Here is a 12,869-nt window from a genome sequence, read left to right on the forward strand (position 1 = left end):
CGGCTTTTGCTTTTCTTCCAGCTGGAAACTCGATACATCCCGGCTGCCACTCGGGTGGGAATCGGTGGGTAATTCGTCGGTTATCATCAGCGCGTGAGTATCGAGTTCGGCCCGGCCGCTGCGGGGCATCGCAGCGCCGTCGCGCGGATGCGCGGCGCATGTGCCGGTTCGATCTCCGGTGCGATATCCGTTGCGGCACACGGGTGGGCCTCCGATGGAATGCCGCCGAGCAGTACCACGCTCGCGCTCCTCGCCGCCGCATCCGCGGTTGTCGGTGCACTGGTCGCCGGGCTCGCACCGCTGCGCGATACCTCGATCGGGCTGATCTCGGTGCTCGTCGCAGGTCAGCTGCTCGGGCACGTCACCATGGGCTGGAATTCGGGGCATTTGCATCACGGCGATGCCCAGCTCACGCCAGGTATGGTCGCCGCGCATCTCGTCGCGGCCGTGCTCGCGGCGGTGGTGATCCGAGGTGCGGAGGCCGCATATCGGATCGCTTGTGCGGTGCTTTCGCGGGTGCTGCCGATGCGTTATCACCCGCCCGCGATACCCGGGCCGGTGCCGCTGCGCCTCACGCATCGCGATCGTGTTGTTCTGCGCATATTCGCCGCGGAATCGCTGCGCACGCGCGGTCCGCCGCCGGCGCTCGGTCGCTGATATTCCTTACCCGGTGCACGGGCTCTGCTCGTGCGTCGTCGTTGCCGCGCAACACCTTTGCGAGAGTGCGATTTCACATAAGCAGGTGAAATCGATTCCCTGGATTGATGGTTCGCCGGTCAGCATTGCTGCCCAGCTCGGACTCGCCTGGTTGTTGCGCGGCACTTACGCCCGGCGAACGCCGGGATCCGCTGTCCGTCACGAATTTCGACGTTCGCCGCGATGACGGCGTCCAGCCGATTCCGACGACCGACGACCTTCCGGGTTCTCCCGAACTCCAGAAACGAATAACTATGAGCATTACGGACACCAGTCCGCCGGATTCCGAACCATCGGCTCCGGCAAAGGAAACGAGCACAAGGCCGCGCAACGGCCTCTATCCACTCGCGATGCGGTTGCATTTCTATGCGGGCATCTTCGTCGCACCGTTCATCCTGATCGCCGCGGTCACCGGAGCGCTCTACGCCATCTCCCCGACCCTGGAATCGATTACCTCGCACGACCTGTTGAAGGTCGAGGCGAACGGCGAGACGCGGCCGCTGTCCGAACAGGTCACCGCGGCCGTCGCCACCCAGCCGAATCTGAAGCTGGTCGCGGTGGCGCCGGCCCCCGAGGCCGACGACACCACCCGCGTGCTGTTCGACGACCCGTCGCTCGGCGAGTCCGAACGGCGTGCGGTATTCGTGAATCCGTATACCGCGCAGCCGGTCGGCAGCGATGTGGTCTACGGCAGTTCGGGTGCGCTTCCGATGCGCACTTGGATCGATAGGCTGCATCGGGATCTGCACCTGGGCGAACCGGGACGCATCTACAGCGAACTCGCCGCCTCCTGGCTGTGGGTCGTGGCGCTGGCCGGTCTGGTGCTGTGGATCCGTCGGGTGCGCGGACGCCGCAATCGCAACTCCGCCGCCTGGCTGCTGGCACCGGACAATTCCCAAAAGGGTCGCGGTCGTTCGATGAATTGGCATGGGGCCGTTGGTGTTTGGATCATGCCGGTGATCCTGCTGCTGTCGGCGACCGGGATGACCTGGTCGACCTATGCGGGTGAGAACATCACCGAACTGCGCGAACAGCTCAGCTGGACCACACCTGCCGTGAGCACCGCACTGCCGGGTGCGGCCACGCAGGAACACGCCGGAGGCGAGCACCACGGCGGCGGCCATACGCCCGCGCCGGTCGATGTCCCGACCCGGATCGCGCAGCTCGACGGGGTTTATGCGGCGGCCCGCGCCAATGGGATCACCCAGGGTTCCGAGATCGCCATTCCGGCCAAGCCCGGCGGTGCATTCGCGGTGAAGGAGCGGCGCATGCCCGGCACCTATACCGTCGATGCGGTCGCCGTCGACGGCGCGACCGGCACGGTCACCGACGAACTCGCCTACGCCGACTGGCCGATCATGGCCAAGCTCACCAACTGGGGCATCCAATTCCACATGGGCCTGATGTTCGGGCTGCTCAACCAGTTGCTGCTGCTCGCGGTGATGATCGGGCTGATCGTCGTACTGGTTCTCGGCTACCTGATGTGGTGGAAGCGGCGGCCGACCCGCGGTGCTTCGCGGTTCGCCATCGGACGCCCACCACGTCGCGGTGCATTGCGCCGGACCTCGCCGTGGCTCGTGGTGCCCATCGTGGCGGCCGCACTGGTTGTCGGCTGGTTCGTGCCGCTGGTCGGGCTGAGCCTGGTGGCCTTCCTAGCCGTCGACATCATCGTCGGCTTGGTCATGGGCAAGCGCGCCACCGCCTAGTGCCGCGGGATGTTCCCGCACACCGAATTCACGTGCCGCGCACATCATCACGCCGCCATGTCATGCGCGGCGCGGACGAAAGCGCGCGGTACGCACCAATTGAAATTGAAACTGCCGGGGCGTGAGGGGCTCCGGCAGTTACCAATTCGACCTACCGCACGTCAGAGGTACGGCCGTTGTATCGCCATGCCTCGAACAGACAGGATTCACCATCTCATGAAGATCAATAAGTTCGCCCTGGCCGCCGCGTTCATGACGACCGCGGTGGGGATTGCCGCCGGTGCGAGCTCCGCCGAACCGACCGAGGCCACCGACTCGATCAACTTCACCGCCCAGGCCACCGACACCCAGTCGATCATCACCACCGACTCCGGTTCGCTGAGCGTCGAGGACGGCGCGCTGAAGATCAAGGCCGCCAACGGAACAACCGTCGCGGGCACGCCGCTCACCTTCCGGGTCGACGAATTCGAATTCCCGGTCGCGGCCGAAATCGCCGATAACACAGCAACTCTCACGCCGCAGCTCGACATAGCGCGCGCGACCTACAAACCGGTCGCACTGCCCTACGAGGACAAGGCGCCCTGGAAGACCGAATACGATCGCGAACAGGCCGCCTGGTCCCGCATGACCAGCACCATCGGCATGGGCGCCACGCTCGGCACCCTGGTCGGCGGTATCGGCGGCGGCGCCGTCGGCTGCGTACTCGGTGGTATCGCCGGTGCAACCGTCGCCTCGGCCACCATCGTCGGCCTATTCGGTCCGTTCATCCCCGCCGCCGCCATCGGCTGCCTGGGCGGCATCGTCGCGGTCGGTGCACTCGGTGTACTCGCCGGCCAGATCCTGGTGACCGCACCGGTCGCGATCGGTGCCTCGATCCAGTACCTCACCACGGTGAATTCCCCATTCCAAGGGAAGTGACCAACGCTCGACCGATCAGCGCGGACCGTCGGCACCATTGAGGACGGGTAATGCCTGTAGTGCCGCACCGAGATCGAGTACGGCCTGCGGATCGACCAAGGAACGACCGGTCAACTCCTCGATCCGGCGGAGCCGATAGCGGACCGTATTGGCGTGCACGTACAGGCGGCGGCCGGTTTCGGCGGCCGAACCGCCTGCGGCGAACCAATACTCGAGGGTTTCCAGCAGCCGGGTCCGCTCCTCGCGCGGCAGCGTGAGGAGCGGACCCAACCGCACCCGAACCATCCGATCCGCCTCGACCGGCGCCGCCGCCACGAGCATGGCCAGCGGATTGTCATCGAACTGGGCGATACCGGAGGAGCGTCCCCGCAACCCCGCCAGCGCCAAGCGCGCGAAATGCAGGGCCTGCGGGGTTTCCGGCAGCGCGTCGTACGGCGGGCTCACACCGACCCTGACACCGCGCCGGCGCAGGTGTTTCAGGACCGCGGCCTGCTTATTCGCGGGAAAGGACAGTACACCGATCTGCTGGTCGGGCAGCAGCCGCCAAGCCGACGGAATCCGCGAAACCCGAAGGGCCGCTTCGATCCCCGGGAGCGCCTCGCGGCCGGGCGATGGCACGTCGGCGGCAACGACGACGTAGCGTCCGGTGGGCGGCAGGCCCAGCGTCCGGCTCGCCTCGCCCAGGGTGGCCGGGTCGGCGATCACTCCCGTGAACAGGGCCTCCACCAGAACCGACCGCTCATGCTCGCGTTGCAGCATCAGTTCCGAGGTCGTCTCGCGATAGGCCGCAGCCACGGCTACCGAATATTCACCCGCCACCCGCCACACCTCGGCTGCCGACGAAACCAGCATGGCGTCGGCCACCTCGGAGTGGCGACGGGCCTCGTCGACCAGTTCCGACCACAGGAATTCGAATCCGATGCGGAAGGCGTGCAATGTCTCCGCCAGCGGCACGCCCTGCTGCGCGCGGATACGCCCCGTCTCGCGGGGTGGACCGGTATCGATCGGCGCATCGGAGGTGAAGTGCCGCACCATCAATCGCATATTCCGAGTGGCCGATAGCTGGATCGTCTCGAACGGGATCAGCGCCTCGTTGCCGTAGGACTCGATCTCCGCGCGGAACCGCTCGGCAAGGCGCAGCCCGATGTCGTCGATGCGCTCCAGGAGCGCCTCAGCCACCTCGATGATCGGCAATGGTGGCATCGAACGGTCCATAACCGCAGCTTACCGATGGTGCAATTATCGCCACGAACAATCCGGCGATGGCAGCCTTGTCGCTGTACCCATGGGTTACCGCGACCGCCGATGCGACGATTTCGGCGTGATCGAACCGACGTTTGCGCGGGGTCGGCCATGACCGATCCGACGGCCGGTCGAGTCACCACACCACCGATCGCAGTACGCCAGGAGCCAGCAGATGTTCACCTATCCGAGCGCGGACGGCACCACCATCTATGTGCACACCTGGGCTCCGGCCCGACCGCAGGTGCGTGGAATCATTCAGATCGCGCACGGCATGGGTGAGCACGCCGCCCGGTACGCGCATCTGGCCGAACGGCTCGTCGCCGCAGGGTATGTCGTCTACGCCGCCGACCAACGCGGCCACGGGCACAGCATCGCCGGTACGCCGGGTGATCTCGGACCCGACGGCTGGAATATGTTCGTCGCCGATATGGTCGCGCTGACGAAGATCCTGCGCGACCGGCATCCCGCGGTGCCGCTGGTGTTGATAGCGCACAGCCTCGGCGCCATGGCCGCGCAACAGTATCTACTCGACGAGGCCGAATTACTCGATGGCGTAGCACTTTCCGGCGCGACGGCGGTCGACGAGCTGTTCGAGAACATCGCGGCCGCGGGCGGCGATCTGCTCGGCTTGTTCAATGCCGAGTTCCGACCACTGCGCACCGACGCCGACTGGATCAGTCGCGACGAAGCCCAGGTCGATGCCTATGTCGCCGACCCGTGGTGCGGTTTCGCCATCGACGAGACCAGTATGGCCACCCTCGCCGCCAACGGAGTCGCGCTCCTGGCCAAGCCGACCCCGGTCCCCGCCGATCTCCCGTTCTACATCATGGTCGGCGAGCGAGACCCGCTCAACGACGGCCTGAAGCTGAGTAACCTTGCGGTGCAACGCTATCGGGATGCCGGTGCCACCGACATCACTTATCGCAGCTACCCCGACGCGCGGCACGAAATCCTCAACGAACTCAACCGCGAAGAAGTCGAAGACGATCTGATCGCCTGGATAGAGCGCGTCACGAGCTGACACACCGATACGAGCGGCGAGGTTGTCTTTGCCGACTCAGCCCCTCCAGGTCACCCGAGGACGCGAGCTGACGCAATGCCTGCCGCAGTAATGGCCGACGCAGATCGTCACGCTCGTGAGGATCGTCGAGCACGAGTGCCGGTGACCATCCGAATACGCGCGGCAGTACCGTTGCTGCACGTTCGCTGGGATACGGAAACTTGGCTGATCCCGGGCGGATTCGGTGGTGGCTGTGAATCTGTCGGTGGCGTGCGGCATCATCTGTGCACGCAGCCATCCACGAATACCGCTCGGAGTGCCACCATGCCGTCCCCACGAACAAAACCACAGCCGTTGTCGGACACTGAGATTCAGCAGATCGCCACGGACATCGCCGGCGGCCGCCCGCCGATGGTGTGGTTCACCGCGGCCGCGGTGGGCGTGCCGGAGGGACGGTCCGGCAAGGTGGTCGAGATCGGTGATCGATCCGAGAGCGACTTCCTGCGGGTCAAGCCGACCGGATCGAAGGATGTACTGTCCTTTTCTCCGACCGAAGTCACGTTGACCAAACCGCCGCGGGATAAGGCGGCAACCACAAGCTCTGCCCAGCCGAAGTCGACAACCAGGAAGGAATCCACTGTGACCCAGCCGTCGACCTTGACGAGCACCGCGACACCGGCCCCCCGGCCGGCCCCGAGCCCAACCCCGCCCGCCCCGACCCCGAAACCCGTTGCCTCCGCGGCGGAACCGGCCAAATCCGCGACACCCGCAGGCACCGCGAAGCCCGCGGCGAAGGCGACCGCCGCGCGGAGCAAGGCGAAGGCGCCGGAGGTCACCGTGACGCTTACCGGTACCGCGGATGGCGAATGGTCGGTCGATGTGGTCAGCGGCAAGAAGAAGTCCGTGCGCGGTCTGCCGGTGACCAGCTCCGCGGTGGCGCAGGCGGCCAAGGTGCTGCATCCGGAGGTGGCCGAGGTGGTTGCCGGAATCCTGGAGGCGGCGCGGGTCGTTCAGGAGTCCAAGGTGCAGCAGTTACAGGCCGAGTTAGAGGAAGCGCGGCGACTGCTCGACGAGCTCTCGGACTAGACCGCGGTGCTGGCGGATTTTCCGTTGGCGTTATGGGAGCGGCCGCTCGGGCGCCAGATCCGGCGTCCCGAGTCGGCGGTGTTGTGCCGCGGTTCCGGACCGTGGCGCAGATCGTCGTGGAAGGCGTAGCCGAGCGAGTACTCCTTCGCGTGGTACATCGCCGAATCCGCGTCCCGGATGAGGTCGTAGATGGTGTCGTCGGAGCTGCGTGGGCTGCTGCACGCCAAGCCGACACTCGCGGTGATCGGAATTTCGCCCGCGCTCAGCTCGAACGGCCGAACGAAGGCGCCGAGTAGTCGCTCCGCGAGCATGGCGGCCTCCTGTCGATCCAGCGGTGCGAGCACAACGAATTCGTCGCCGCCGTAGCGGGCCACCACATCGTCGCGCCGAATGATGTGCCGGATCCGGGATGCCGCGTTCGCGATCAGCTCGTCGCCGACCGCGTGGCCGTAGCTGTCATTGACCAGCTTGAAGCCGTCGAGATCGATGAACAGCAGACACAGCGGCTGCTCGATCCAGTGCTCCCGATTGCGATTCAGCGCGCGCAGCAGCGCGGACCGGTTCAGCAGGCCGGTGAGCATATCGTGATCGGCCTGGTACTGCGCACGCCGTTCACTGCGCGCACTGCGGACAATCGCGCGCTCGCTGCGCACCAACACACCGATGAGCAGCAGCGCGCACAGCGACGAGACCACCACCCGATCGAGGGTGTCCAGACTGGATCCGACCACCGGAATCAGCGAGGCCACGATCAACGCGACGGCGATGAAACTGGCCCGCTGCCGCGAGTGGTGCGGGTGGATGTGCCGGGGCGCACCGAGACTCGCCATGGTCGGATGCAGCGCGGCGACACCGACGATCGGATAGGCCACCAGCAGCGGCACCAGCAGCAACTCGTGCATGACGGGTGCGCGACCGACGGCGTCGAGGCTGTACCCGAAATCGCCGATCAGCACGGCGATCAACCCGACGTGCAACAGGCGCAGCGAGGTCTCCGAACGGGTCGCGGTCGCCATCGAATGCGCGACCAGGGTCAGCAGCAGGGCGTCGAGCACCGGATAGGTCGCGGCCACCACAGTGTTCGCGGTGGTGTCGTGCGACTGCAGGATCGGTGAGATCAGAAAGGTCCACGAGGCCAGCAGTGCGCCGAGTCCGATGAGCGCCGAGTCGAGCAGCAGATCGTAGTTGGGCCGGGCCTGGCGCGGGCGCAACCACAGGGCCGCGGCCACCCCGGTACCGAAATAGCCTGCGAGAGTGAACAGGTCGTCGACCGGATGCAGCGCGTGACCGTCTACCTCGCGGATGGCCGTACCCACCGCGAACAGCACGGCCGAGGCCGAGAGCAGATACCAGGGCACCGGCCGCTCGGGACGATATCGCCGCAGGCCGATACAGATCATGGTGAGCGCGCCGAGCACCACGGCCGCCATGGTAAGCAGCGACAACGGCCGGAGGTCGATGCAGAGCAGCACCGCGATACCGACTGCTGTCAGCGCGAGAAGAACTGTGCACCACCGCATTTCGAGGCGGTGCCGAACGATGGTCGGCTGCTCTTCGCGGACGGTCATCAGCCCCCCTTGGTCGCTCCATCCCCAGTGAACCGCGCCGCGTAGTAGGTCTGCGAATCCTCCACCGCGACTTCGACGTTCGCCTCCTGCTCATCGAGCACCGCTCGAATGCTGTCGGCGAAGGAAAACCGAGTGTTGTTGTACGAGCAGATGTCCCAACCGACCGCCGCGCGCTCAGCCACCAATACCTGGACAACTGATTTGATCATGGCATGAAACGCCGCCCCTTGTCGGGCACTTGGCGCAACAAGGGTGAAACCCGCGTAATAGATCGCATCGCGCGCCGCATGTTCGGGATAACGGGCGGCGAAATACTCCGGACTGATCCACGGGACGGTCTCGAGATGTTTGGTCAAAGTCGTCACGCCGATGGGTTCGCCGGTCGCGGTGCGCGCGACATGTTTGGCAACGCGCGGGTCGATCATCTCCTCGCGGAATTCGGATCGATGCAGCACCTGCCTGGCAATGGCCTTGGTGCGCAAGGGGCCGAAGGCCTCCTCGTACAGCCGGTGGAACATGTCGATCCGGTCGTCCGGAATGGTCGATTCGATAGTGACCTTCAATTCAGGCCGCCCACCCGCCGGCCGACCACCAGCCCCCCTGGAATCGCTGCGCAATGCTGTCATTGTCGACCCCACGGTGTCGTGTGGTACGCCGCGAGCACCAGCGCGCAGGTCGGCGTGCCATCGGAGCGGGCCTCGGTGGTGCAGAGTTGAATCGGGCCGAAACGTTCCGGCCGGTTGCGGGTCATATCGGTCAAACTCGCGCGAATCAGCGTCGCGACCTGCGCGGCCGTCTCCGCCTCGTGCTCGACGAAAAGCCCGGCGCCGGAACCATCGTCGCGCAGCACCCAGCCGATGCCCGCGCCCGCGCGCTCGCCCACCGCATTCGCATGCTGCGCGGCGTAGACACAGTAGAGCCGATCACCCCAGGGAATCGGCTTGCGGACGCGACCGTTTCGGACCAGAACGGCGCGCGGTGGAATGACCGATGACAGGCGGATCAAGTTGGCATCACCTACTCCCAGGTCACGCAGTGCCGCATCGAAGGCCGACATAGTCGTCGGGCCGACCCCCGTCGCCGCGCCGATCTCGATCGTCAGTGGAGCTCCGGAGTCACGCTGATCGCCGCGTTCCGGCCTGCCCATGGGCGGGAGTAGTCGATCGATCCACTGCAGCCCGAGTAGGCCGCCGCGTGGGGTTGTCTGAATCATAATGCCCTCCCGTAACCATCGGCCGGATTATTTAGGCCGGTATTGCGTCAAAACCGACTGTGCGTCAAGACGATCGATCACGCATCCACGAGGGGTGAAAGACATGCTCCGGCGGCGTGTCTCGTAGGGTGTGGTGCCCAAGGTTGCTGGGATGACATGCGTGGGCACTGGCAACGCGACGAAGTGAGGAATTCGTGCCGAAGTGGGTGGCGCCGGGGCGGGTCAACATCATCGGTGAACACACCGATTACAACGATGGTTTCGTGCTGCCCATCGCATTGCCGCTGGTAGTCGAGTGTCGGGCGGAAGCGCGAACCGACGGCGGGGTCCGGGTGGTCTCGCGACAGCGACCGGGTGAGACGGTGCTGGTCGCGGTGAGCGAGCTTGCCGCCGAACGGGATCGGGTGCCCGGATGGTCGCGGTATCCGCTGGGCGTTGTGTCCGAATTCGCCCGGCGCGGATATGCGCATGACGGCATCGGCCTGGAGTTGGACGGTGCGGTGCCGATCGGCGCCGGGTTGTCCTCCTCGGCGGCGCTGTCGTGTGCGGTGGCGGTCGCGCTGCGAGATCTGTTCGCGCCCACCGTCACCGATCGGGAGTTGATCGACCTGGCCCGCGCGGCCGAGAACGACTACGCCGGGGTCCCGACCGGACTGCTCGATCAGTCGGCATCGATTCTGTGCACGGCGGGGCATGCGTTGTTCCTGGATGTGCGGCGATTGGTCACGCACGACGGTGTCGCGCACGAACAGATTCCGTTCGATCTCGATCGGTTCGGGCTGGAGCTGTTGGTGATCGACACCGGACAGCCGCACGCGCTGATCGACGGTGGTTACGCGCGCCGGCGCGCCCAATGCGAGGCGGCCGCCGCGGCACTCGACGTACCCGCGCTGCGCGATATCGAATCGGCGGCGGCTGTGCACCGCATCGGCGATGCGGTGCTGCGGCGACGGGCACGACATGTGGTGACCGAGAATGCACGAGTGCTCACGATTGCCGAAAAGTTGCGGGGTGGTGCGGATCCGCGCGAGATCGGGCCGATCCTGACCGCGGCGCACGAGTCGCTGCGCGATGATTTCGAGGTTTCGACACCGGCACTGGATGCCGCGGTATCCGCCGCACTCGACGCCGGGGCACACGGCGCGCGCATGGTCGGCGGCGGGTTCGGCGGCAGTGTGATCGCGCTGGTCGATCGAGACAACACCGACTCGGTCACGGACGCGGTGCGAGATCGGTTCGCGCGATCGGGTTTCGAGGCACCGCGCACCTTCGTGGTCGTACCCGGTGCGGGTGCGCACCGCATCGTTTGAGCAACCGTCCAACTTTTGTGCGTGAATGTACCGCGCGCGTACGGCACAATCACGCACAGTAGAACGCGAGACGCCCGGTTTCATCGCCTGGAGGGACGACGCTGTGCCGCTTGCCGATTCGACCGTTTTCACATCGGCGCTGGATGCCGTCTCGGTTCAAGCCGAGACAACACTGCGCCTGGACGCGCAGCCCGTCGACTATGCGCTGGTAGCGCTGTATTTCGTCTTCGTAATCGGCATCGGACTACTGGCCAGGCAGCGGATCTCGTCGAGTATCGACTTCTTCCTGTCCGGACGATCGCTGCCCGCCTGGGTGACCGGTCTCGCCTTCATCTCCGCCAATCTGGGCGCGGTCGAGATCATGGGCATGTCGGCCAATGGCGCCGAATACGGCTTTCCCACCTTCCACTACTTCTGGATCGGCGCGGTGCCGGCCATGCTGTTCCTCGGCGTGGTGATGATGCCGTTCTACTACGGCTCCAAGGTGCGCAGTGTGCCGGAATTCATGCGGCGGCGCTTCGGCACCGGCGCACATCTGGTGAACGCGTTGAGCTTCGCGATCGCGCAGGTGCTCATTGCCGGGGTGAATCTGTATCTGCTCGGTTCGATTCTGAATGTGCTGCTCGGCTGGCCGCTGTGGGTATCGGTGATCGTCGCCGCCGCGATCGTGCTCTCCTACATCACCCTCGGCGGATTGTCGGCGGCGATCTACAACGAGGTGTTGCAGTTCTTCGTGATCGTCGCCGCGCTGTTGCCGCTGACGCTGGTCGGTCTGCACAAGGCCGGTGGCTGGGATGGGCTGCGGGACAAGGTGACCGCATCCCCCGGCGGTGGCGCGCAGATGGAATCCTGGCCGGGCAATGCGCTCAGCGGTTTTTCCGATAACTTCCTTTCGGTGGTCGGCATCGTCTTCGGCCTCGGATTCGTGCTCTCGTTCGGCTACTGGACCACCAACTTCGTCGAGGTGCAGCGCGCACTGGCGACGCATTCCATTTCGGCCGCGCGGCGCACCCCGATCATCGGCGCGTATCCGAAGATGTTCATTCCGTTGATCGTGGTGATTCCCGGCATGATCAGCGCCGTGCTGGTACCGCAGATGAGCGAGTACAAGGCGGCGGTGACGGCCGATCCGAACTACACCGGTGATGTCACCTATAACCAGGCGCTGCTGTATCTGATGAAGGATGTGCTGCCGAACGGGCTGCTCGGCGTCGGGCTCGCCGGATTGCTCGCGGCATTCATGGCGGGTATGGCAGCCAATATCTCCGCGTTCAATACGGTGTTCAGCTATGACCTGTGGCAGCAGTATGTGCGGCGGGATCGGCCGGACGGGTATTACCTGAGCGTCGGTCGGCTCGCCACGGTCGGCGCGACCGTCGCGGCGATCGGAACCGCGTTCATCGCAGGCAATTTCAGCAATATGATGGACTATCTGCAGACGCTGTTCAGCTTCTTCAACGCACCGCTTTTCGCGACCTTCATTCTCGGTATGTTCTGGAAGCGGATGACGCCGACGGCGGGCTGGATGGGGCTGGTCTGCGGAACCGCCTCGGCCATTGTGGTTTTCATCCTGCACAAGACCGATGTCTTCGAATTGTCCGGTCAGGGTTCGAGTTTCGTCGCGGCCGGTGTGGCGTTCGTCGTGGATATCGTGGTCAGCGTGGCGGTCACCCAGGTGACGCAGTCGAAGCCGGATGCCGAACTGGTCGGGCTGGTGTATTCGGAGACGCCGAAGGAGCTCCGGCACGATCCCGACGAGGCCAGTCTGCCGTGGTATCAGCGGCCGGTGCTGCTCGCGGGGATCGCGCTGGTGCTGGTCATCGCACTGAATATCATTGTCGGATAAGGAGGCCGGTCGATGCTTTTCGATATCCGCACCATTGTCGGCGCGCTGCTGGGCAGTTATGCCGTCGTTTTGGTCGTGACGGGGCTCGTGCACAACACCGCGGCCGAGGAGGCCAAGACCGGCGGAGTGAATGTGAATCTCTGGGCCGGCCTCGGTATGGGAGCGGTGGCGCTTGCCTTCCTGGCCTGGGTGTTGTTGCGGCCGGTCGCGGTGCCGACCAAGGATGTGCCTGCCAGCGAGGAGGATTCGCCTCCCGAGGCATGACTCAGGGCTCGCGATTC

11 protein-coding genes and 1 pseudogene are annotated in these 12,869 nt (G+C 65.5%); 8 read left to right on the forward strand and 4 right to left on the reverse strand.

What is annotated here, in order from left to right:
* Positions 1-93: 93 nt before the first annotated feature.
* The 3 genes from ON44_RS25405 to ON44_RS25415 all read left to right on the forward strand — a co-directional run bounded on the left by ON44_RS25405 (position 94) and on the right by ON44_RS25415 (position 3,320).
* The gene (locus ON44_RS25405) at positions 94-657 is read left to right on the forward strand and encodes a hypothetical protein (protein ID WP_051182432.1); all 564 of its coding nucleotides are present in this window, start codon (positions 94-96) and stop codon (positions 655-657) included.
* A 293-nt stretch (positions 658-950) separates the two neighbouring features.
* Positions 951-2,402: a PepSY-associated TM helix domain-containing protein gene (locus ON44_RS25410; RefSeq protein WP_040694680.1), complete on the forward strand. Its 1,452-nt coding sequence runs from the start codon at positions 951-953 to the stop codon at positions 2,400-2,402.
* 216 nt (positions 2,403-2,618) lie between these two features.
* A complete protein-coding gene (locus tag ON44_RS25415; protein ID WP_040694464.1) occupies positions 2,619-3,320 on the forward strand; it encodes a DUF8020 domain-containing protein in 702 nt (233 codons plus the stop codon).
* A 111-nt stretch (positions 3,321-3,431) separates the two neighbouring features.
* Here the strand turns inward: ON44_RS25415 and ON44_RS25420 are convergent.
* A pseudogene (locus tag ON44_RS25420) lies at positions 3,432-4,535 on the reverse strand (PucR family transcriptional regulator); the annotation flags it as partial.
* Positions 4,536-4,737: 202 nt separating this feature from the next.
* Between ON44_RS25420 and ON44_RS25425 the strand changes: the two are divergent.
* Entirely contained in the window at positions 4,738-5,586 is an 849-nt protein-coding gene (locus tag ON44_RS25425) for an alpha/beta fold hydrolase (protein WP_040694467.1), read from the forward strand.
* Positions 5,587-5,976: 390 nt separating this feature from the next.
* A complete protein-coding gene (locus ON44_RS25430) occupies positions 5,977-6,651 on the forward strand; it encodes a DUF6319 family protein (RefSeq protein ID WP_245567336.1) in 675 nt (224 codons plus the stop codon).
* On the opposite strand, the gene ON44_RS25435 is transcribed toward ON44_RS25430, so the two are convergent.
* From ON44_RS25435 to ON44_RS25445, 3 genes are read right to left on the reverse strand one after another with little or no spacing between them, the layout of a single operon-like run.
* Positions 6,648-8,219: a GGDEF domain-containing protein gene (locus tag ON44_RS25435; RefSeq protein WP_083898136.1), complete on the reverse strand. Its 1,572-nt coding sequence runs from the start codon at positions 8,217-8,219 to the stop codon at positions 6,648-6,650. The two genes, ON44_RS25430 and ON44_RS25435, sit on opposite strands and share 4 nt — an antisense overlap.
* The gene (locus ON44_RS25440) at positions 8,219-8,782 is read right to left on the reverse strand and encodes a polysaccharide deacetylase family protein (RefSeq protein WP_245567327.1); all 564 of its coding nucleotides are present in this window, start codon (positions 8,780-8,782) and stop codon (positions 8,219-8,221) included. The genes ON44_RS25435 and ON44_RS25440 overlap by 1 nt, the downstream gene beginning before the upstream one ends.
* A 59-nt stretch (positions 8,783-8,841) precedes the next feature.
* Entirely contained in the window at positions 8,842-9,432 is a 591-nt protein-coding gene (locus ON44_RS25445; RefSeq protein ID WP_245567328.1) for a pyruvoyl-dependent arginine decarboxylase, read from the reverse strand.
* Positions 9,433-9,626: 194 nt separating this feature from the next.
* On the opposite strand from ON44_RS25445, the gene galK reads away from it, so the two are divergent.
* From galK to ON44_RS25460, 3 genes are all read left to right on the forward strand, one after another.
* Complete coding sequence (galK, locus tag ON44_RS25450; RefSeq protein WP_083898138.1) at positions 9,627-10,742, forward strand: galactokinase; 1,116 nt, start codon at positions 9,627-9,629, stop codon at positions 10,740-10,742.
* 139 nt (positions 10,743-10,881) lie between these two features.
* Positions 10,882-12,588 (forward strand): sodium:solute symporter family protein, encoded by a 1,707-nt coding sequence (locus ON44_RS25455; protein ID WP_040694699.1) that lies wholly within the window; start codon positions 10,882-10,884, stop codon positions 12,586-12,588.
* Positions 12,589-12,600: 12 nt separating this feature from the next.
* On the forward strand, positions 12,601-12,852 hold the full coding sequence (locus ON44_RS25460) for a hypothetical protein (RefSeq protein WP_040694470.1): 252 nt from the start codon (positions 12,601-12,603) through the stop codon (positions 12,850-12,852).
* Positions 12,853-12,869: the final 17 nt, after the last annotated feature.

The organism is Nocardia vinacea NBRC 16497 (assembly GCF_000308835.1).
Lineage (GTDB): Bacteria > Actinomycetota > Actinomycetes > Mycobacteriales > Mycobacteriaceae > Nocardia > Nocardia vinacea.